Here is a 21,152-nt window from a genome sequence, read left to right on the forward strand (position 1 = left end):
AAGCGAATGGTGGCATGGCCGCCGCCAAGGAGAGACCATGCACGAATTTGCCGCCATCGTCCTTGCCGCGGGCAAGGGCACGCGCATGAAAAGCGATCTGCACAAGGTGCTGCATCCGATTGCCGGACGCGCCATGCTCGACCATCTGCTGGCCTCGGTCGCACAGCTCGGCCCGGCCGATACCGTGGTGGTGGTGGGTGCCGGGCGCGACCAACTCGAAAATGCCCTGGGAAGCCGCGCCAGCACCGTTTTGCAGGAACCGCAGCTTGGCACCGGCCATGCGGTGCAACAGGCTGAGGAGGCGCTTGCGGGCTTTTCCGGCGATGTGCTGATCCTCTACGGCGATGTGCCGTTTGTCCGGCCGGAGACGATGCGCGCGATGCTCGACCGGCTCCACGCCGATGATGCGCCAGCGGTGGTCGTGCTCGGTTTCGAACCCGATGATCCGTTGCAATATGGCCGCGTCATCGCCGCGCCCGACGGGCGGATCACCAAGATGGTCGAATATAAGGATGCGAGCGAGGAAGAGCGGGCCTGCCGCTTGTGCAATTCGGGCCTGATGGCCGCCCGCGCCGCCGATCTGTTTGCGCTGCTGGCGCGGGTCGGCAACGATAACGCGCAAGGCGAATACTACCTCGTCGATGTGGTCAATATCGCCAATGCGGATGGGCGCCATTGCGCGGTCATCAGCACCGACGCGCCGGGCGAGGTTGCGGGCATCAACAGCCGTGCCGAACTCGCCGCGGCCGAGCGCCAGTGGCAGGAATTCCGCCGCGAGGAAGCGATGGCGGACGGCGCGAGCCTCAAGGCGCCCGAAACCGTGTTTTTCAGCTTCGACACCGTGCTCGGCCGCGATGTGACGATCGAGCCCAACGTTGTTTTCGGCCCCGGGGTCACTGTGGGTGACGGGGTGACGATCCGCGCGTTCAGCCATCTCGAGGGGGCGACACTGGAAGACGGGGTCGAGATCGGCCCCTATGCCCGCCTGCGCCCCGGATCGGTGCTGAAACAGGGCAGCAAGATCGGCAATTTCGTCGAGATGAAGAACACGGTCTTAGGGGCGGGGGCCAAGGCCAACCATCTGACCTATCTGGGCGATGCCGAAATCGGTGCCGGCGCCAATATCGGCGCGGGAACGATCACCTGCAATTATGACGGCTATTTCAAATACCGTACCGAGATCGGCGAGCGGGCATTCATCGGCTCGAATTCCGCGCTGATCGCCCCGGTCAAGATCGGCGCGGATGCGATTGTCGCGGCCGGTAGTGCGGTCAGCCGCGATGTCGCCGATGGCGAAATGCGGATGGTGCGCGGCGAACAGCTGATCAAGCCTGGCTGGGCCGACCGGTTCCACGACGCGATGCGGGGCAAGAAGGCGGAGAAGAAGGGATGAGGCTTTTTCTGGCCCCGCTGGCGCTGGCCGCGCTTGCCGCCTGCGGGCAGGGCGATACCGCCGCGCCGCCTGAGGGCGAGACTGCGCTGCCACCAGTGGCGGACAGCGGCATCGACCCGGTCGATTGCCCAGGCGATCAGCAGACGGTGTTTTCCTGCCGCGCGGACGGGGGCAAGCGGATTGCGGTCTGTTCAGCAGGGCCCGGCAAGGCCGAATATCGTTACGGCAAAGGGGCGCCTGAAATCCGCCTGACCGGCGGGCAGTTCGCCAATGTGGCCTATTCGGGCGGCGGCGAATCGCAGATCGCGTTCGACCATGGCGACACGCGCTATGTCGTGTTCAGCCGGATGGTCCGAACCGGCTTTGACGATGGTGGCAACGCACCGGCGATCAGCGACGGGGTGGTAGTCCTGAAGAACGGGGCCTTCGCGGCGCTTGAAAAATGCGACGATATCAAGCCGATCGCGGTGCAACTGACGCTGGCGGAGCAGGCGATGCCGACGGCTGGCGCATTGTTCACCGAAGAAACTGCGCGGGCCGATGGCGGGCGCTGAACCGGCGGCCTGCTGGCTGTGCGAGCGGCCGCTGGGCGAATTGATCCAGTGGCATCACCCGGTGCCCAAATCGCGCAAGGGCAAACTGGTCGTGCCGCTGCACCCGATCTGCCATCAGACGATCCACGCCAGTTTCACCAATGCGCAACTGGCGCGCATCGCCGAGGATCGCGAGCAATTGCTCACTAGCGCGGCGGTAGCGAAATTCGTTGGCTGGGTGGCGAGCAAGCCGCCCGATTTCCACGCCCCGACGCGGACCCGCTGAGAGGCCCGCGTCGGCGCGCGGCGCTCAATCCTTGAGCCTCTGCAGCAGATAGACCGTCTGCAAGGCTAGCAGGCGCGCGCGCTGTTCATTGTCGACCCCGCCCGAATGGCCGCCGGTCATGTCCTCGTAGTAGAGGTAGGGCTGGCCGATTTCCGCCAGCCGCGCGGCGGCCTTGCGCCCGTGGCTGGGATGTGTGCGGTCGTCCGCGGTCGAGGTAACGAAGAACGGCATCGGATAATCGCGCCCGCGCACGATCTTCTGATAGGGCGAGTATGGCTCGATCCACGCGCGCTGTTCGGGGATGCGCGGGTCGCCATATTCGCCGATCCAAGAGGCTCCGCGCCCGATCAGGTGATAGCGGAGCATATCGAACAGCGGGATCTGCACGATCGCGGCGTTGAACAAGTCAGGGCGCTGGGTGAAGGCCGTGCCGACCAGCAGGCCGCCCTGGCTGCCGCCCTGGATGCCGAGATGTTCGGGCGTAGTGAAGCCGCGCGTGACGAGATCCTGCGCGACGGCGATGAAATCGTCCCAGGTGCGTTGCTTGTTTTCGCGGATCGCGGTCTGGTGCCAGTCAGGCCCGAACTCGCCGCCGCCCCGCATATTGGCCAGCACATAGGCGCCGCCGCGTTCGAGCCACATCTTGCCCGTCGAGCCGAGATAGCCCGGCAGGCGCGGCACCTGGAAACCGCCATAGCCGGTCAGCAGGGTGGGCGTCCCGGCATTCAGCGCCATGCCCCGCGGCCGGACGATGAAATAGGGAATTTTCGTGCCATCGGCGCTGGTCGCCTTATACTGTTCGATTGCCATCCCGCTAGCGTCGAAGCGCGCGGGGCTGGTCTTGATGACCGACGGCGCGTTGCCATCGGCCGAGTAATAGAGCGTGCTGGGGGTGAGGAAATCGGTGACCGAGAACATCACCTCGTCGGACTTGCTCGATGCCGCTGCAACGCCCAGCGTAGCATTCTGCGGCAGGTCGACCGTCCGGCTGACCCACTGGCCGCCCTCATAATCGAATTTGAGCACCCGCCCGCGCACATTGTCGAGCAGGTTGACGTACAGGCTGTTGGCAGTCGCCGCACCGCCTTGCCGCGTCTGGCGCGGGCCTGGCGCCCATACCAGCGTCTTTGCTGCGCCATTGGGGTCGCGCTTGAACGCTTCGAGTTCGACCGCAATGATCGCATCGGCCGGGAAGACCTGGCTGCCGGTATTCCAGACCTCGTCGGTCGAGATCAGGACGTGTCCGTCAACGATGCCATAGAGACCTGCCTTGCGCGGCAGGTTGAGGCCGACCCATTCATCGCCTTGCCGGATATAGGTGGTCGATTCGTGGAAGGTCAGGCCGCGCGTGGCGACCATGCCGTGCACCGTGCCGGCGGAATCGCGCAGCAGGCCCGCGCCGGCGGACACATCGCTCGCCGCGCCGCGAAAGACTTCCTGCGCCTGTTCGAGCGTCTCGCCGCGTTTCCACAGGCGGGTGGTGAAGGGGTAGAAGCTTTCGGTCACGGTGCCGCCGCCGAAATCGCGGCTGACCAGCAGCGTATCCTTGTCGACCCAGCTCGCGCTGCCCTGGCTTTCGGGGAGGGTAAAGCCGCCTTCGACAAAGCTGCGCGTCGCCATGTCGAATTCGCGCAGGATGGTCGCATCCTTGCCGCCATCCGACAGCGCGACCATGCAGTGGCGCATGTCGGGTTCAAGGCAGCTCATGCCCTGATAGACCCATTCGCGATTATCCGCCCGGGCCAGGGCGTCGATATCGAGCACCGTTTCCCATTGGGGGGTGTCGGTGCGATAGCTTTCCAGCGTGGTGCGCCGCAGAACGCCGCGCGGGTTGGCGCGGTCCTGCCAGAAATTGTACAGGCCGTCAGGGCGGAAGCTGACCATCGGGATGCGGTCTTCGGCATCGAGAATGGCCAGCGCCTCGGCCTTGAGCGCCTCAAACCGCGGGTCATTGGCGAGCTGCGCCAGCGTCTTGTCGTTCTCGGCCCGGACCCAGGCCAGCGCCCGGTCGCTGCGCGCTTCCTCAAGCCAGATATAGGGATCTTCCGCCTCGCCCGGGACCCCGGAAGCGGCCGAAGGAGGCGAGGTGGTCTGGGCCATGGCCGAAGTTCCTGTAGTCAAGGCGAGAGCCGCGGCAAGCGCCGCGATGGAGGTGCGAGTAGAAGTCATTGCGTCCCCGGTTGGTTGCGTGAAACCCCGCCCATCCTTTGGCAGGGCCGTACGATTGGCAAGGGCGCGAGCGACGTTCGTCGACGCCTCTCCCAGTTTCAACGATAACGTAGCGGGGGCGCCCGCGCGTTAGCGCCCGTTTGCGAGCGCTTTCATCACCGCTTCGGCCACCGAATGGGCACTGGAGGGGTTTTGCCCCGCGATCAGTCTGTCGTCTTCGACCACATGGGCGGCAAACGGGATCCGTGCCTTGTCGTAATCCGCCAGCGCTTCCAGCCGCTCCTGCAAATTGAACGGAACGGCCTCGTCGCGGCGGGCGAGCTTTTCCTCGGCCCAGGAGAAACCGGTGACTTTGCGGCCCGCGAGCAGTGGCTTTCCGTCGTCGAGCTTCACGTCGAGCAAGCCGGACGGGCCGTGGCAGACCGCCGAGACGATTTTTCCCTGATCCCAGAACGCAGCGATCAACCGGGCAAGCGCGGGCTGTTCGACGAAATCGAACATCGTGCCATGACCGCCGGTGAGGTAAATGGCATCATAATCGTCCGCGCGCACCTCGGCGAGGGGGAGTGCCGCGCGCAGACGGTCCATGAAAGCTCGATCTTCGTATCGTTTGGCCATCTTGCCATCCAGCCCTACGGCAGACGCAACACCGCTTACCAGCAAGCTTTCCGGATCGATCGGCACAACCCCGCCCGCCGGGCTGGCGATATCCATCGTGTGCCCGGCTTCATCGGCCACATCCCAGAAGTGGGTCAGTTCGGCCAGCCACAACCCTGTCCGATATCCCGCCTTGCGGTATTCGTCAGTTGAAGTGACGACGATCAGGATATGCGCCATGGTCGGGAGTTCTTCGGCAAAGGGATAGACCGGGGCAACGGGACCTGACGAGTTAGGTTCCTAAAGCGGTCGGTACGCCGGTTCAGTCCTCGACGTGTTCCGCCAGAACCGTCAGACCGCTGGCATTGACTTCGGCAAAGCCGCCACGAACCTGAATTTCCTCGGGAGTGGCGCCGGCGCTGCGATAGATCTGCACCGCACCGTCGCGGATGGTCGACATGAACGGCGCGTGCCCTTCGAGCACGCCGAACTCGCCCTCGGTACCGGGGACCACCACCATATAGACCTCTTCCGACCGGACGAGGCGGGCCGGGGTGACGAGTTCGAAGTGCAGGGGCATTTACGCTACTCCTCCTCTCCCGCGCGGGAGGGGCCGGGGGTGGGTTTTTTGCATGGGGCGGACAGGCCACCCCCGACCCCTCCCGCTTGGGGGAGGGGCAATGGTTCACGCCTCTTCGGCCAGCTTCTTGGCCTTCTCGACCGCTTCGTCGATCCCGCCGACCATGTAGAACGCAGCTTCGGGCAGATGGTCATATTCGCCATCGACCACCGCCTTGAACGAGCGCACGGTATCTTCGAGCTGGACAAACTTGCCCGGGATGTTGGTGAACACCTCGGCCACGTGGAACGGCTGGCTGAGGAAACGCTGGATCTTGCGCGCGCGGGCGACGGTAAGCTTGTCCTCTTCCGACAGCTCGTCCATCCCGAGGATGGCAATGATGTCCTGCAGGCTCTTGTACTTCTGCAGCGTTTCCTGAACGCGGCGAGCCGTTTCGTAATGCTCCTGCCCCACCACGCGCGGTTCGAGCACGCGGCTGGTCGAATCGAGCGGGTCCACCGCCGGATAGATGCCGAGTTCGGAAATCGCGCGGCTGAGCGTGGTGGTCGCGTCCAAGTGGGCGAACGAGGTCGCCGGCGCCGGGTCGGTAAGGTCGTCGGCCGGAACGTAAATCGCCTGCACCGAGGTGATCGAGCCCTTGGTCGTCGAGGTGATGCGTTCCTGCAGGTTACCCATGTCGGTCGCCAGCGTCGGCTGATAACCCACCGCCGAGGGGATACGGCCGAGCAGCGCCGAGACTTCCGAACCGGCCTGCGTGAAGCGGAAGATATTATCGACGAAGAACAGCACGTCCTGCCCTTCCTGATCGCGGAAGTATTCGGCCATGGTCAGGCCCGACAGTGCCACGCGGGCACGCGCGCCCGGGGGCTCGTTCATCTGGCCGAACACGAGCGCCACCTTGCTCCCTTCGCTGGTGGCGTTGCCTTCCGCGTCCTTGGCGATAACGCCGGCGTCGAGAAACTCGTGATACAGGTCGTTACCTTCGCGGGTGCGTTCGCCGACGCCCGCGAACACGCTGACGCCGCCGTGGCCCTTGGCGATGTTGTTGATCAGTTCCTGGATCAGCACGGTCTTGCCGACGCCCGCGCCGCCGAACAGGCCGATCTTGCCGCCCTTGGCGTAAGGGGCGAGCAGGTCGATGACCTTGATGCCGGTGACGAGAATGCTGGCTTCGGTCGACTGGTCGACGAACAGCGGCGCTTCGGCATGGATCGGGGCGGTCTGGTCGGCGCCGATCGGGCCGCGCTCGTCAATCGGCGCCCCGACGACGTTCATGATCCGGCCGAGCGTCTTGGGGCCGACGGGCACCGAAATCTGTTTGCCGGTGTTGGTCACCGGCTGGCCGCGGGTAAGACCTTCGGTTGCGTCCATCGCGATCGTGCGGACAGTATTTTCGCCCAGATGCTGCGCGACTTCGAGAACCAGCGTGTTGTCGCCGTTCTTCGTTTCGAGAGCGGTCAGGATCGCCGGCAGCTCGCCATCGAAGCGCACGTCGACAACGGCGCCGATGACCTGCGCGATCGTGCCATTGGCCGACAGGTTGGGGGTGGTGGTGTCCATAATGGGGGCGGTGGCCATGTTCGTGTCCTTTATCAGGAGGCTTTGTGATGAGCGCCGTGTTCGGCGCAGATCTTTGCAGGTTCGGCGAGCGTCCAGCCGGTGCCGGCTGCGTTGGCGGTCAGCGTAGCCTTGTGGCGCAGATAGCTGTCTTCACCCAATCCGTAATCGCACAGCACATCGTTCGAACCGAGACCGGCGCGCTTGCAGACTGCGGTGTTGACCGGCTCAGCACCCTCGCACGCTTTGGCAAAGGCGGTGCTGAAGGTTTCCTGATCGGGTGCCGGCAAGGTCGGCGTGGGTGCAGCAGCGACGCTCGCCGTCGGTTGCGGCGCGGGGGCCGGTTCCTGGCCGCAGGCAGCCAGGGCAAACAGGGGTAGAAGGAACAGCGAATGCTTCACAGACATATCCTCAGAGCGCCTCGGCGCCGGCAATGATTTCGATGAGTTCGGTGGTGATCGCGGCCTGGCGGCTGCGATTGTACTGGATGGTCAGCTTGTTGATCAGGTCGCCGGCATTGCGCGTGGCATTGTCCATCGCGGTCATCGAGGCGCCCTGTTCGCTCGCCTGGTTCTCAAGCAGCGCGCCGAACAGCTGCGTCTTGAGATAGCGCGGCAGCAATTCCTTGAGGATTTCCTCCTCGTCAGGCTCGTACTCAACCACCGCGTCACTGGCGACCTGCGTGTCGGGCGTAGGCACCGGGATGATCTGCTGCACCGTCGGCACCTGCGTCAGCGCCGACTGGAAGCGCGAGAAAAACAGGTGCGCCACGTCGAACTTGCCCGCCTCGTACATTGCCACCAGCTCTTCGGCGATCCGCTCGGCCTCGGCATAGCCGGGTTCGCGAACTTCGGTGGTGTCGAACATCGTGCCCACCCGGCTGGGATGCGCCCGGCGGATCGGTGCGCGGCCCTTGCGGCCGACCAGGTAGAATTCGACATCCTTGCCGGCGGCGAGCAGTTCCTGCGCCTTGACCATCGCCGCCTTTACGATGTTCGAGTTGAACGCCCCGGCGAGGCCCTTGTCGCTATTGGCGACGACCAACAGATGCTTTTGCGCCGCGCCCGTGCCGCGCAGCAGCAGCGGGGCATTGTCCTGCCCGGCAATCTTGCTGGCGAGACTGCCCATGACGCCGGCCAGCCGCGCGGCATAGGGGCGCGCGGCTTCTGCCGCGGCCTGCGCCTTGCGCAGCTTAGCGGCGGCGACCATCTGCTTGGCCTTGGTGATCTTCTGGGTCGATTTGACCGAGTTGATCCGCCCTTTAAGTTCCTTAAGCGAGGCCATCGAGCCTTACCCCTTCGATCGGATCAGGCGAACTGCTTCGCAAAGGCGTCGAGCGCGGCGACCGTGGCGGCCTTGGCGTCGTCACCGAAATCGCGGCTGTCGCGGATCTTGGCGAGCACGTCGCCATGCTCGTTACGCATGAAACTGAGCATCGCGGCCTCGTATTCGGTCACGCGGTTCACGGGCACATTGTCGAGGTAGCCATTGGTGCCGGCGAAGATCGACACGGTCTGCTCTTCGAACGGCATCGGCGAGAATTGCGGCTGCTTGAGCAATTCTGTCAGGCGCGCGCCGCGGTTGAGCAGTTTCTGCGTCGCGGCATCGAGGTCCGAGCCGAACTGTGCGAAGGCGGCCATTTCGCGGTACTGCGCGAGGTCGAGCTTCATCGAGCCGGCAACTTTCTTCATCGCCTTGGTTTGGGCGGCACCGCCGACGCGGCTGACCGACAGGCCGACATTGATGGCCGGGCGGATGCCTTGATAGAAGAGCCCGGTTTCGAGGAAGATCTGGCCATCGGTGATCGAGATCACGTTGGTCGGAATGTAGGCCGACACGTCGCCCGCCTGCGTCTCGATAATCGGCAGCGCGGTAAGCGAGCCCGCGCCGTTTTCCGCGCTCATCTTGGCGGCGCGTTCGAGCAGGCGGCTGTGGAGGTAGAACACGTCGCCCGGATAGGCTTCGCGGCCCGGCGGGCGGCGCAGCAACAGGCTCATCTGGCGGTAGGCGACGGCCTGCTTGGAAAGGTCGTCATAAACGATGACCGCGTGCATCCCGTTATCGCGGAAGAATTCGCCCATCGCGCAGCCGGTATAGGGCGCGAGATATTGCAGTGGGGCGGGCTCCGACGCGGTCGCCGCGACGACGATGGAATATTCCATCGCGCCATTTTCCTCGAGCGCGCGGACGATCTGGGCCACGGTCGAGCGCTTCTGACCCACCGCCACATAGACGCAGTAGAGCTTCTTCGATTCGTCGTCGCCGGCGTTCAGTTCCTTCTGGTTGATGAAGGTATCGAGCGCGACAGCCGACTTGCCGGTCTGACGGTCGCCGATGATCAGTTCGCGCTGGCCGCGGCCGACGGGAACGAGGGCGTCGATCGCCTTGAGGCCGGTCTGCACCGGTTCATGGACCGACTGGCGCGGAATGATGCCGGGCGCCTTGACCTCGACCCGGCGGCGTTCGTCGGAAACGATCGGCCCCTTGCCGTCAATCGGGTTGCCGAGCGCATCGACCACGCGGCCGAGCAGGCCCTTGCCAACCGGCACGTCGACGATGGTGCCGGTGCGCTTGACGCTGTCGCCTTCCTTGATTTCGGCGTCGGTGCCGAAGATCACGACGCCGACATTGTCAGCCTCGAGGTTGAGCGCCATGCCCTGTATGCCATTGGCGAATTCGACCATCTCGCCCGCCTGGACGTTGTCGAGGCCGTGCACGCGGGCGATACCATCCCCCACCGACAGCACCGAACCGACTTCGCTGACCTCGGCGTCGGTGCCGAAATTGGCGATCTGGTCCTTAATGACCTTGGAGATTTCTGCGGCGCGGATTTCCATGGGTTTGCCTTCAGCCTTTCATCGGTCCAACGGGCATACGGGCTGTCAGCCCTTCATTGCCTGCGCGAGGGAATTGAGACGGGTGAGGATCGAACCGTCGATGCGTTTCGAGCCGATAGTGACGACTAGGCCGCCGAGCAATTCGGGATCGACCTTGGTGGAAAGCTTGACGGTGCGCCCTTCGCGGGCAGTCAACCGGTCCTTGAGCTCGGCGAGCTGCGCATCGCTCAGCGCGTGGGCGCTGGTCACTTCGGCGGTCATCTCGCCGCGCTGGGCTGCGGCAATCGCGCGGAAGGCGCGGATGATCGAGGGCAGATCGCCGAGCCGGCGGTTATTTGCCAGCACGCCCATGAAATTGCGGGTCAGCGCGGCCAAGCCGAGCACGCCGGCAACGCCGTCGATCGCAGTGGCCTGCGCTGCACGCGAAACGCGCGGATGGCGGATCATCGCCGCAAGGTCGCCCGATTCGCCCAGCGCCGCCTCAACCCGGTCCAGATCTGCTTCGACGCTGGTGACCGTGCCGTGTTCCGCCGCCAGATCGAACAGGGCCGAAGCGTAGCGGCCTGCCAGGCTAGCCTGAATTGCGGCGGAATTCTCCACGCGAAAGTCCTCTTGGATCCGGAAAGGAACGATGTCGCCAGGCCGATGCGGGCCGTCGCTGAGCGCGGCCCCGGCAAGGTTGGCGCGCGCCTAGCATCGGCTTTGCTGCGATGCAACCCGATGTGCCGACCCCTGGCCTACGTGCGTGATCCGGTCACTCGCGTGACCGGGATGTCGGTATAAGCTGCGACCGGGCGCAGCATGCAAGAGGAGAGGGCGACATGGAGATGGTCCCGCTGGAACCCACAATCGGCGTCGAGATTCGCGGCGTCCAGATGGCCGAAGCCGACGGGGACACGCTCGATGCGATTCGCCGGGCGGTCTGGGAACACGGCGTCGCGGTGTTCCGCGACCAGAGCCTGACCCCCGAACAGCACATCGCCTTGCCAAACGCTGGGGCGGGATCGACCTCAACAATTATTTCCCGCTGCACGAAGCGCAGCCCGAAATTGCGCTCGTGAAAAAGCGCGCGGATCAGGTGATGAATATCGGCGGCGGCTGGCACACCGATCATTCCTATGATGCGGTGCCCGCGATGGGCTCGATCCTGGTGGCCCGCGAACTGCCGCCCAGCGGGGGCGACACGCTGTTTGCCCATATGGGCGCGGCCTACCACGTGCTCGCACCCGAAGTGAAGCAACAGATCGAAGGTCTGCGCGCCTGGCATAGCGCCGACCATGTCTATTCACCCGAAGGTGTCTACGCCCAGACGGACATGGCCAGCGAGCTGCGCGGGCAGGATCTGAAGACGGGGGCCGAGCACCCGGTGGTCATTCGCCACCCGCAGACGGGGTGCAAACTGCTCTACGTCAATCCCGGTTTCACCACCCATTTCCTCGGCATGACGCGCGATGAAAGCCTTGGCCTGTTGCAACAGCTCTATGCAGCAGCAGTCGATCCGGCGCATCAATACCGGCTCGAATGGCGCGAAGGCACGGTGGCGATCTGGGACAACCGCACGACCTGGCATTATGAGCTCAACGACTATCAAGGCTATGCGCGCGAAATGCACCGCATCACGCTGACCGGCGAACTGCTCGCCGCCTGAGCGGCGGCCTACTCGGCGCGGCAGCTGTAATATAGCCGTTCGTTCGGCCGCGTGGGGAGCAGGGCTCGCACCTCGCTCTGCCGCTCGCCCAGCGTGGCGGGTGGTTGCCCCGCATTGCAGGTCGGCGCCTGGTAACGCGCACGTGCGGCACGGACGGCCTGCATCGCGGGCGCGGACAGCAAATACCGCTCGACCCGGAAAGCGCGCGCGCCCGGATCATAGGTGTTGATCGCCACCACGTCTTCGCTGTCGGGCGCGAACAGCCGCGACCATTCGCCCTCCGCGAGGCCATATTGCGTGCGCCCGTTGACGCAGCCCTTGCCATCCCAAGTGAAGGCGATGCTCGCTTCGGACGGTCCGGTGATACGGCTGCGCCCTTCATCGAGCGTGCATGTGAGCGTGCCACCCTCTGGCCGCGTGGTGGCCTGTGCGGGGGCAGTTGCGGGCGAGCGGGTGGCGGCGAGCGCCCGGCGGTCGATCTCGGCGAGGCCCGGCCGCGTCAGCCAGCTCGCCGCGGCGCCGACCAGCGCGATACCCGCGCCAGCGCCGAGTGCGATGGCCAGCCGGCGCCGCGCCGGGTCGCGCGACACCTGCCAGGCGGCGAAACCCAACCCGGCGCTCGCCAGCAACAGCACCAGCGCAATTGCCATCGCGTTCTCGCGCTCCTGCAGCACCGCCATCTCCGCCTCGAGTCGTGCGCGTTCGCGCGCCTCGCGGGCGCTGGTGGCGCGTTCGGCCAGCGCGGCGCGTGCGCGTTCCTGATCGGCCGACCGGCGCGCGGCATCCTCGGCGTCGAGCTCGGCCAGCGATCGGCAGGGGCGGGCGTTGATCTGCGGCTCGACCCCACTGGCGCGCAGGAATGCGGCCAGTTCGGTGGTAGCGATGGCAAAGAAGAACTCCGCATCACCGCCGCTCGATTCGGCGCCGAAGCTGTTGACGCCCAGCACGCGCCCGCAGGCGTCGAGCAGCGGCCCGCCCGAATTGCCGCGTGCAATCGGGGCGGTGTGCAGCAGCGTTGCGACATCGCGGCTCGACCGCGCGTCGGACAGGAAGCCGCGGCTCTTTACCGGCGGCTGCGGCTGGATGATGTCATTGACCGACAGGCCCTGCGCCTGATCGACATTCATCGGGTAGCCGACCGCGTTGACCTCGGCACCCGAAGGGAGCGCCGCGCCCGCCAGCGTCAGCGGCGCCAGCCGGAGGCCCGGCGCCAGTTCGAGCAGCGCCAGATCCTTGCCCTCGGAGACGGTAACCACCCGTGCCAGCGCGCCGCCTTCGCCGTGATTGGGAACGACGCCGATGCGCAGGGTCTCGTCCTCCAGCGCTTCGGCCACGACATGGGCATTGGTGACGATGCGCGTCGGGCTGACGGCAAAGCCCGTGCCATGCGCCACGGGATAGAAATTGGTTCCGTCGGTGCCGATGATGACCACCCGCACCACCCCGCGCGCCGCGGCATCGATATCGCCCGGCTCGGCCAACGCCCGGTGCGGCACCAGCAGGGTCAACAGGCAGGCGACAAGCAGCAGCAGGCGGGTCATGGGCTGCGCAATAGGCGATTGCCGCTTTTGACCGCAAGCCGCGGGATGCGGGCGGGGGTGCAATGCGCTAGGGCAGCTTGCATGGAACCGATCGATCCCGACCTCACCTGGGCAGCGGTGCTGCAACGCGACCGCGCATGGGACGGCCGGTTCGTCACAGGGGTGCTCAGCACGGGCATCTATTGCCGGCCATCTTGCGCAGCGCGGCATCCCGCACGCGCAAATGTGCGCTTCTTTGCCGACGGGTTGGCGGCGCGCGCGGCAGGCCTTCGGCCCTGTAAGCGCTGCCGGCCTGATGACGTCGCCCGCGACGAGGCGGCGGTGGCGCGCGCGCTGGAGAGGGTTGCACAGGCCGAAGCGCCGCCAGTGCTGGCCGAACTGGCCTCGTCCGCCGGTTATTCGCCGGGGCATTTCCAGCGGATTTTCACCCGCGCCGTGGGCCTGTCGCCGGGTGCCTATTGGCGGGCGCTGCGGCGCGAGCGGGCGGGGCAGGCAGCAATCTCGGGCGGGACTGTCACCGACGCCGTCTATGCCGCAGGCTACGGCGCGCCGTCGCGCTTCTATGATGATCTTGGCGGGAGAATGGGCATGAGCGCGAGCGCGTGGGTCGATGGCGGGCGCGGGGTGACGATCCACTATGCGATTGCGGACAGCACGCTCGGCCCGGTGTTGATCGCCGGTACTGCCGAAGGGGTCTGCCGGGTGGCGTTCGGCGAAGATGCCGGGGCGCTGCGCCGCCGCTTTCCCAAGGCCGAGATCGTGCCGGCCGCAGGCGCCTTTGCGGAACTGGTGCAGCAGGTCGTCGCGGCGGTCGAGGCGCCGGGGGCGCCGCACGCCATCCCGCTCGACGTGCGCGGCACCGCCTTTCAGGAACGGGTATGGGAGGAACTGCGCCGCATCCCACCGGGCGAGACGCGCTCCTACGCCCAGATCGCCGCCGCGGTCGGACGGCCAACGGCGGTCCGAGCGGCCGGCTCGGCCAATGGCGCAAACAGCGTGGCAGTGCTGATCCCGTGCCACCGGGTGGTGCGGTCGGACGGGACAGCGGGTGGCTATGCCTACGGCCTCGACATCAAGCGCGAATTGCTCCGGCGCGAAGGGGTGGCGACCCGGCGATAGAGCGCCTAGCATCGCGGCGTGAATACGGACTTGCCTGCCGCCGCACCGCCACCGCCCCCCGCCGAGCCGCTTGGCCGGCGCATCTGGCGCCATCCGCTCACCGCGCTGGTGACGGGCCTGGCGACCTTCGCCGCGACAGCTGTGCTGGCATCCTTTGCGGTGCGCTACCTGCCCGAGGGCCCGGTCGCCGCGATCGTCGGCACGCTGCTCACGATCGGGCTGTTGTTCGCGGCTTACAAGCTCGTGATCCGTCGCCTTGGTCGGCACCGCCACGACGATCTGCCCCTGCGCGGTGCTCTGCGCGACAGTATGGCGGGCGTAGCCCTGGCCGCTGTCCTGATGAGCGCGATTGTCGGCGTGGCGGCGCTTGCGGGCGTGTACCGGATTGTCGGCCCGGGCACGACCAGCGACGCAGTCGAACTGGTTTTCCAGGCCGGGCTGTTCGCCGCCTTTGTCGAGGAAGTGCTGTTTCGCGGGATCCTGTTCCGCTGGGTCGAAGAGTGGGCCGGGAGCATTGTTGCGATGGCGGTCTCGGCGCTGGCCTTCGGGGCGGCGCATCTGGCGAATGACAATGCCAGCTGGCTGGCCGCCCTCGCCATCGCGCTCGAAGCCGGCCTTATGCTAGGCGCGGCCTATATGCTCACAAGGTCACTGTGGCTCGCGATCGGCATCCATTTCGGCTGGAACGTGGTGCAGGGGTTGGTGTGGGACGTTCCCGTCTCGGGTTTCCCCCTGCGCGGGCTGGTCGATGCACGGCTGGAAGGGCCGGCTCTGCTAACCGGCGGTGCGTTCGGGCTCGAAGCTTCGGTGATCGCCATGGTGCTGGCCGGCGCGACCGGCGCATGGCTCCTCACCCGCGCCGTGCGCGCCGGGCAGCTCATCCCGTTGGGCGGGCTGCGCCGGGTCAGTCCAGCTTCGGGGTAAAGCCCGGCTCCGCTTTGGCCATTGCGCGCTGATAGGCGGGCCGCTCGCCAATGCGGGCGAGATAGGCGCGAATATTCGGATATTGCTCGATCGAAGTGCCGCGCATCGCGCGTGCGGTGGTCAGCGGATAGCCCATCATGATGTCGGCCAGTGTCAGTCCCCGTCCGCCGAAGTAGCGCGCCTCATCCAACCGCCGCTCGGCCAGCGCCCAGGCCTTTGCCACCCGGTCATTGACGAACCCATCGACAAACGGGCCATGCGCCTGACCCAGCATAACCACCAGCTGCATCATCATGTTCGTCATGAACGTGCCATTGGCGAAATGGAACCAGAACAGGTGATCAGCATAATCAGCGTCGCCGACGGGGGGGACCAACCGGTCCGCGCCATGCACCCGAGCGATATATTCGAGGATCGCCCCGCTTTCGCCCAGCACCAGATCGCCGTCGGTGATGACCGGTGCGATGCCCATCGGGTGGAGCGCCTTGTAGTCGTCGGGCGCGAGGCGATTGTCGGGCCGCCGGTCGTAGAGCTTCAGTTCGTAGTCCAGCCCCAGCTCCTCGCAGGCCCAGACAATGCGCTCCGACTGAGACTGGCGCAAATGGTGGATGGTCAACATAGTCCGCATCCTCGGCCGATGCTGGGCGGCAGGCTCAATCGTCGTCCTCCTGGTCCTCGGCGCCGGGCATCTTGGGTGCCAGTTCGGCCAGGGCAGGCGCGCGGTCGCCGGCCTTGAGCTTCGTGACAAGTTCCCTGATCTCCTTCGCCCGCTTGCCTGCGTGCGGATTGTTGATGATCGGGTTGAGCACCGTAATCGCTTCCTGGTCGCGTCCCTCGGTGAGGAGCAGGTGCGCCAGCGTTTCGCGGATCGAGGAATCGAACGGCGCGTGGTCATACGCGGTTTCGAGGGCGACCAGCGCCGGATCGGGCGGTGTTTCACCGGCCAGCACGTGCGTCAGGTAGTAATGATAGAGCGGGTCCGGGTTGGCCGGATCGGCCCGGTTTGCGGCGGCAAAGGCGCGTCGCGCTTCGGCAAAGGCTGCCGGCGTAGTCTTGGCCCGCTCCAGCGCAATGCGACCTAAATAGAGCTGCGCGCGCGGATTGTTGGCTTCGATCGCTAGCACGCTGTTGGCGAGTGCGGCCGCCTGGTCGAGGTTCTTTGCATCGAACTCGGCCTCGGTCGCCGCCAGCAGCACCGGAACACTTTGGGGGAAACGCTGAACGAGTGCCCGCGCGTCGGGCACCAGCGCGCGCGCCTTGGCCTCGTCGACCCCGCGCGTCGAGACGATGTGCATCGCCATCATTGCCTGCTCGTCGGGCCCGAGCTTGCGGACCGTGGCGGTAGGCGCCGCATAGTTCGAGTAGGTGACTTCCTTGAGCGGGGTACGACCGCGCCGGTAGGTGTTGAGATCGTTGTTGAGCGCGTCGAGATCGCCGAACGCGCGCTGGGCGGCCTCAAGCGATGTGGCCCCCTGGTTGATCTCGCGCAGATAGGTAGCAAGTTGCCCTTCGCGCTGACCGGAGAAGGTCAGGTAGTGCGACAGCATCCACCCCAGCGCATAGATCTGCGCGCCGTCCTCGCCGGTCATCTGTTCGGGGGGATCGAGCAGGCGGCGGACATGATAGGCGTTGAGGTGCTGAAGAACGGAGGCACGGTGCGCGGCCGGGGCCCCGAGCCTGAACCCGTTCGGCAGCAGCTCCATGGTGCCATAGACCTCGGCAAAGCCTTCCCGATACCATGCCGGATAGGCGGCAGCGGCGTGCTGAAACATGAAATAGTGCGCATATTCGTGGAACAGCACGATCTGCGGGGTGAGCCCGCCCCGTTCGTTGCGGGTGCCGGGGGTCGCGCGACGATCGTCGCGTGAAGGCACGAAAGCGACCGACTGGCCGGCCCGGGGGATGAAGAACCCGGCGACCCCGGCTGAGCCGCTGAGGCGGCCGATATCGGCCGTTTCGCCGAACTGATAGACGGTCAGCTTGCCGCTGCGCGGAGTCGCCGTGGTGTCGGCCGCAACGCCCAGCATGAACCGCATTGCTTCGTCAAACCGTTCGAGCTTGACGGCGAGATCCTGCGCTGCCTGGCCCGAGGTGTCGGAATAGACGACGAAATGGTCGGTCGAAGCCTCCCACCAGTCTGCGGCCTGCGCCGTCGGCGCGAACGAGACCAGCGCCAGGATTGCGATCAAGAACCTCATCATCGGACCCTTACCCCCTGTTTGGCGCCATCCTGCCGCCAAACATCTGAAATGCAAGCACCTGCTGCCCGCGACAAGCGTTTCACACAAAATTGTAGGGATCGATGTCGATACTCACCCGGACGCTCGCCGGCAGGTGCAGCGCGCCAAGCCATTGGCGAATAATGTCCTGTAGCGGTTCGGAGCGGCGCGCATTGACCAGCAGACGATAGCGATAGCGGCCGCGCAGCAGGCTGAGCGGGGCAGGCGCGGGGCCGAGAATTGCGACATCGGGCAGCTCGGGCCGGGCGCCGCCGATCGCGCGGGCCGCATCGCGGGCTTCGGCCTCGTCTTCGCTCGAGACGATGATCGCCGCCCAGCGGCCGAAGGGCGGGGCGCCGGCATGGCGGCGGGCCTCGGTTTCGGCGGCATAGAACGCATCGCGGTCGCCGGCGGCGAGCGCAGCGATGACCGGCGCGTCGGGGTGACGCGTCTGGATCAGCACCGCGCCGGGCTTGGTGCCGCGCCCGGCGCGCCCCGCGACCTGGGCGATCTGCTGATAGGTCCGCTCGGCCGCGCGAAGATCGCCGCCCTCAAGGCCGAGATCGGCATCGACCACGCCGACCAGCGTCAGTTCGGGGAAGTGGAACCCCTTGGTCACCAATTGCGTGCCGATGATCACATCGACCGCGCCGGCTTCGGCGGCGGCGACGAATTCGGCCGCGCGGTCGGGAGCGCCAAGCGTGTCCGAGGTGACCAGCGCCTGCCGCGCATCGGGAAACAGCTCGGCCACCTCGTCGGCGATTCGTTCGACCCCCGGCCCGCAGGCGACCAGGCAGTCGGGCTCGCCGCATTCGGGGCAGGTCGCCGGTGGCGGCGTCTCGTGCCCGCAATGATGGCAGGCGAGGCGGCGGCTGAACCGGTGTTCGACCAGCCACGCACTGCAATTGGGGCATTGGAAGCGGTATCCGCAATTGCGGCACAAGGTCAGCGGGGCATAGCCGCGGCGGTTCAGGAACAGCAGCACCTGTTCGCCGCGCGCGAGGCGCTCGCCCATCGCCGCGACTAGCGACGGGGCAAGCCAGCGGCCGCGCTCGGGGCGCTCCTGCGTCAGGTCGATCAGGGCAATGTCGGGCAGGGTCGCGCCGCCGAACCGCGCGGGCAGGTCGAGCTTCTCGTATGTGCCGCTCTCGGCCATTTGCAGGCTTTCCAGCGCCGGGGTGGCGCTGGCGAGGATGACCGGCACACTTTCGAACCGCGCGCGCATCACGGCAACGTCGCGCGCGTTGTAGCGCACGCCATCATCCTGCTTGAAGCTGACCTCGTGCGCTTCGTCGACGACGATTAGCCCGAGATCGGCATAGGGCAGGAACAGCGCCGAGCGCGCACCCACCACGACCTGCGCACCGCCGCCGGCAATCGCCCGCCAGGCGCGCCGCCGCTCGGTCGATTTGAGCGACGAATGCCACACCACCGGCGGGGCGCCGAAACGGTCGGCAAAGCGGCGCAGGAAGTTCTCGGTCAGGGCGATCTCGGGCAGCAGCACCAGCACCTGTCGCCCGGCGCGCAGAGCCGCCGCGACCGGCTCGAAATAGGTTTCGGTCTTGCCTGAACCCGTCACGCCGTCGAGCAGGAACGGGGCAAATTCGCCCGCGCCGACCGCCTCGACCAGCCGGGCGGCGACAGCGTGCTGATCCGGGCTGAGGTGCGGTGCCGCATGATCGGGGTCGGCGGGGGGGTAGGGGCGGTCGCAATCGACCACCACCGGTTCCAGCACGCCCTGGTTGACCAGCCCGCGCAGCACCCCTTCGGACACGCCGGCGATGGCGGCCAGTTCGCGGATGGTGGCCTGCTCGCCCTCCAGTGCGGCAATGGCGTGTTCGCGCTGCGGGGTCATCCGTTCGGGCAGGCCGCCCGACAGACGGTATTCGGTCATCGTCGCAGGCCCGCGCAAGGCCCCGCCGCTTGCCAGCGTCATGCGCGCCACCGCCGCCAGCGGGGCGCAATAATAATCGGCGGTCCATTCGATCAACCGGCGCAAGCTGGCCTTCAGCGGCGGGACGGGCAGTACGCCGCTCAGCGGCCGGAGCTTCGCCTCGGGCACTTCTGCGCCGGGCAGGCGGTCGGCCTCCCAGACGATTCCCAGCACCTCGCGCGGACCGAGCGGGCAGGCGACCACCGCGCCCAGCGGCACGTCAAGGCCGGCGGGGACGCGGTAATCCAGCGGGCCGAGCGCGGCGTTCAGGACAAGGCATCTGGCGCGGTTCATCTTGCGCGTGCCATATGGGCAATGCCGTGGTGGGCGGACAAGACAAGGAGCAAAGAAATGACCGGATTGTCCCAGACGCACGCGTCTCATCTCGCGCTGCCCGAAGCCGTCGGGCGGCGGCGCTTCCTCGCCGGGCTGGCGGCGGTATCGGGCGCGCTTGCCTTGCCGGCCTGCACCTCGCTTGGCGGCGGTTTCAGTTTTACCGATGCGATCGCGCGGCTGCTGTTCCTGTCGAGCGACCGCGCGTTCAACCGGATGCTGCGCAGCGACGGCTTCTGGGATCAGCAGGTCGCGCAATTGGGGCTCGGCGGCTTTCTGGGCGGGCGGGGCGATGTGCTCAGCCGCATCCTGACATCGCCCTTGTTCAAGAACCGGCTTGACCGCGAATTTGCCGGCTTTGCTTATGAAGGTGCCCAGCGTGCAGCGCCGGTGGTGGCCGATACAATCCGCCTGGTCGGTTATCAGAACGCCATCGATCTCGTGCGCGGCGGACCCAGCGCGGCGACCGCGTTCCTGCGCGGCGAGATGGGTGGGCGGCTGATCGACGTAATGGTGCCGGAAATCGGCCAAGCAATGCGGGTCGCCTCCGATCCGCTGGTGGGCGAGGCGCTCGGTGCGCTCACCGGGGTCGATCTGCCCGGTGCGGCCCGGCGCGTCTCCGGTTCGGTGGACGACATCATCTGGCGCGAGATTGCCGCCGAAGAGGCCGCCATTCGCGCCAATCCCGGCGCGGTGGGCGATCCACTGATCGCGGCGGTGTTCGGCCCTGCGCGCGCGTTCTGACGGGCTGGCGGGCACGGCATGGCGCCGCTAGAGCGGGGTCAACTCGCGATTCCCGCCCAGCCGGAGCCTGCCCGCCATGAAGTTCTTCGCCGACACTGCCGATATCCCCGCGATCCGCGAACTGGCCGAGGCGGGGCTGGTCGATGGCGTCACCACCAACCCGTCGCTGATCGCCAAATCGGGCGCGGACTTTCTCGAGGTGACGCGCGAGATTTGCGGACTTGTCGATGGGCCGGTCAGCGCCGAGGTGGTCGCGCTCGACCATGCGACCATGCTGCGCGAGGCCGAGGTACTGCGAAAGATCGCCGATAATGTCTGCATCAAGGTACCGCTGACGATTGACGGGCTCAAGACCTGCCGCGCGCTGACGGGCGAGGGGACGATGGTCAATGTCACGCTGTGCTTCTCGGCCAATCAGGCGCTGCTGGCGGCGAAGGCGGGGGCGACATTCGTGTCGCCGTTTGTCGGCCGGCACGACGACAATGGCTTCGACGGGATGTCATTAATTAGTGATATCCGCCTGATTTACGACAATTATGCCTTCGATACTGAAATCCTTGTCGCCTCGGTCCGCCATGCGACCCATGTGCTCGAAGCGGCGCGGATCGGCGCCGATGTGGCGACCATGCCGCCTGCAGTGATCAAGACGCTGGCCAATCATGTACTGACCGACAAGGGGCTGGAGGGGTTCGCCACCGATTGGGGGACCACTGGCCAAACCATCCTGCGCGACTGAGCC

Annotated in this window: 19 protein-coding genes and 1 pseudogene; 8 read left to right on the forward strand and 12 right to left on the reverse strand. The window is 66.4% G+C overall.

Annotated features, from left to right (window positions below; all coding sequences use genetic code 11):
• Positions 1-37 precede the first annotated feature (37 nt).
• The 3 genes from glmU to ILT46_RS09405 are packed head-to-tail and all read left to right on the forward strand — an operon-like array spanning position 38 to position 2,212.
• Positions 38-1,393: a bifunctional UDP-N-acetylglucosamine diphosphorylase/glucosamine-1-phosphate N-acetyltransferase GlmU gene (gene glmU / locus ILT46_RS09395; protein ID WP_199504385.1), complete on the forward strand. Its 1,356-nt coding sequence runs from the start codon at positions 38-40 to the stop codon at positions 1,391-1,393.
• A complete protein-coding gene (locus ILT46_RS09400) occupies positions 1,390-1,947 on the forward strand; it encodes a hypothetical protein (protein WP_199504386.1) in 558 nt (185 codons plus the stop codon). The genes glmU and ILT46_RS09400 overlap by 4 nt, the downstream gene beginning before the upstream one ends.
• Positions 1,934-2,212 (forward strand): HNH endonuclease, encoded by a 279-nt coding sequence (locus ILT46_RS09405; protein WP_199504387.1) that lies wholly within the window; start codon positions 1,934-1,936, stop codon positions 2,210-2,212. The genes ILT46_RS09400 and ILT46_RS09405 overlap by 14 nt, the downstream gene beginning before the upstream one ends.
• Positions 2,213-2,236: 24 nt before the next feature.
• On the opposite strand, the gene ILT46_RS09410 is transcribed toward ILT46_RS09405, so the two are convergent.
• The 8 genes from ILT46_RS09410 to ILT46_RS09445 all read right to left on the reverse strand — a co-directional run bounded on the left by ILT46_RS09410 (position 2,237) and on the right by ILT46_RS09445 (position 10,552).
• The gene (locus tag ILT46_RS09410) at positions 2,237-4,312 is read right to left on the reverse strand and encodes a prolyl oligopeptidase family serine peptidase (protein ID WP_199504388.1); all 2,076 of its coding nucleotides are present in this window, start codon (positions 4,310-4,312) and stop codon (positions 2,237-2,239) included.
• Positions 4,313-4,510: 198 nt separating this feature from the next.
• A complete protein-coding gene (locus tag ILT46_RS09415; protein WP_199504389.1) occupies positions 4,511-5,218 on the reverse strand; it encodes a type 1 glutamine amidotransferase domain-containing protein in 708 nt (235 codons plus the stop codon).
• 82 nt (positions 5,219-5,300) lie between these two features.
• Positions 5,301-5,558: an ATP synthase F1 subunit epsilon gene (locus ILT46_RS09420; protein ID WP_199504390.1), complete on the reverse strand. Its 258-nt coding sequence runs from the start codon at positions 5,556-5,558 to the stop codon at positions 5,301-5,303.
• Between the two features lie 105 nt (positions 5,559-5,663).
• Positions 5,664-7,136, reverse strand: a complete 1,473-nt coding sequence (gene atpD, locus ILT46_RS09425; protein ID WP_199504391.1) for a F0F1 ATP synthase subunit beta — start codon at positions 7,134-7,136, stop codon at positions 5,664-5,666.
• Between the two features lie 14 nt (positions 7,137-7,150).
• Positions 7,151-7,522 (reverse strand): hypothetical protein, encoded by a 372-nt coding sequence (locus tag ILT46_RS09430; RefSeq protein WP_199504392.1) that lies wholly within the window; start codon positions 7,520-7,522, stop codon positions 7,151-7,153.
• 4 nt (positions 7,523-7,526) lie between these two features.
• Complete coding sequence (locus ILT46_RS09435) at positions 7,527-8,399, reverse strand: F0F1 ATP synthase subunit gamma (RefSeq protein ID WP_199504393.1); 873 nt, start codon at positions 8,397-8,399, stop codon at positions 7,527-7,529.
• A 23-nt stretch (positions 8,400-8,422) separates the two neighbouring features.
• On the reverse strand, positions 8,423-9,952 hold the full coding sequence (gene atpA / locus ILT46_RS09440) for a F0F1 ATP synthase subunit alpha (RefSeq protein WP_199504394.1): 1,530 nt from the start codon (positions 9,950-9,952) through the stop codon (positions 8,423-8,425).
• A 45-nt stretch (positions 9,953-9,997) separates the two neighbouring features.
• Positions 9,998-10,552: a F0F1 ATP synthase subunit delta gene (locus ILT46_RS09445; protein WP_199504395.1), complete on the reverse strand. Its 555-nt coding sequence runs from the start codon at positions 10,550-10,552 to the stop codon at positions 9,998-10,000.
• 275 nt (positions 10,553-10,827) lie between these two features.
• Here ILT46_RS09445 and ILT46_RS09450 point away from each other — a divergent pair.
• A pseudogene (locus ILT46_RS09450) lies at positions 10,828-11,600 on the forward strand (TauD/TfdA dioxygenase family protein).
• 8 nt (positions 11,601-11,608) lie between these two features.
• Here ILT46_RS09450 and ILT46_RS09455 read toward each other — a convergent pair.
• Entirely contained in the window at positions 11,609-13,141 is a 1,533-nt protein-coding gene (locus tag ILT46_RS09455) for a trypsin-like peptidase domain-containing protein (protein ID WP_199504396.1), read from the reverse strand.
• An 81-nt stretch (positions 13,142-13,222) separates the two neighbouring features.
• Between ILT46_RS09455 and ILT46_RS09460 the strand changes: the two genes are divergently transcribed.
• Positions 13,223-14,260, forward strand: coding sequence for a bifunctional transcriptional activator/DNA repair enzyme AdaA (locus tag ILT46_RS09460; protein WP_199504397.1), 1,038 nt, complete (start codon positions 13,223-13,225; stop codon positions 14,258-14,260).
• Between the two features lie 18 nt (positions 14,261-14,278).
• Positions 14,279-15,184, forward strand: coding sequence for a CPBP family intramembrane glutamic endopeptidase (locus ILT46_RS12420; protein WP_199504398.1), 906 nt, complete (start codon positions 14,279-14,281; stop codon positions 15,182-15,184).
• Here the strand turns inward: ILT46_RS12420 and ILT46_RS09470 are convergent.
• From ILT46_RS09470 to ILT46_RS09480, 3 genes are all read right to left on the reverse strand, one after another.
• Entirely contained in the window at positions 15,165-15,812 is a 648-nt protein-coding gene (locus ILT46_RS09470) for a glutathione S-transferase family protein (RefSeq protein ID WP_233397154.1), read from the reverse strand. The two genes, ILT46_RS12420 and ILT46_RS09470, sit on opposite strands and share 20 nt — an antisense overlap.
• A gap of 25 nt (positions 15,813-15,837) precedes the next feature.
• On the reverse strand, positions 15,838-17,382 hold the full coding sequence (locus ILT46_RS09475) for a tetratricopeptide repeat protein (protein WP_199504399.1): 1,545 nt from the start codon (positions 17,380-17,382) through the stop codon (positions 15,838-15,840).
• An 82-nt stretch (positions 17,383-17,464) separates the two neighbouring features.
• The gene (locus tag ILT46_RS09480; protein ID WP_199504400.1) at positions 17,465-19,630 is read right to left on the reverse strand and encodes a primosomal protein N'; all 2,166 of its coding nucleotides are present in this window, start codon (positions 19,628-19,630) and stop codon (positions 17,465-17,467) included.
• A 57-nt stretch (positions 19,631-19,687) separates the two neighbouring features.
• On the opposite strand from ILT46_RS09480, the gene ILT46_RS09485 reads away from it, so the two are divergent.
• Positions 19,688-20,413: a DUF4197 family protein gene (locus ILT46_RS09485; RefSeq protein ID WP_199504401.1), complete on the forward strand. Its 726-nt coding sequence runs from the start codon at positions 19,688-19,690 to the stop codon at positions 20,411-20,413.
• A 76-nt stretch (positions 20,414-20,489) separates the two neighbouring features.
• On the forward strand, positions 20,490-21,149 hold the full coding sequence (gene fsa / locus ILT46_RS09490; RefSeq protein WP_199504402.1) for a fructose-6-phosphate aldolase: 660 nt from the start codon (positions 20,490-20,492) through the stop codon (positions 21,147-21,149).
• Positions 21,150-21,152: the final 3 nt, after the last annotated feature.

It is taken from the genome of Qipengyuania sp. YIM B01966 (assembly GCF_016461955.1).
Classification (GTDB): Bacteria; Pseudomonadota; Alphaproteobacteria; order Sphingomonadales; family Sphingomonadaceae; genus QFOP01.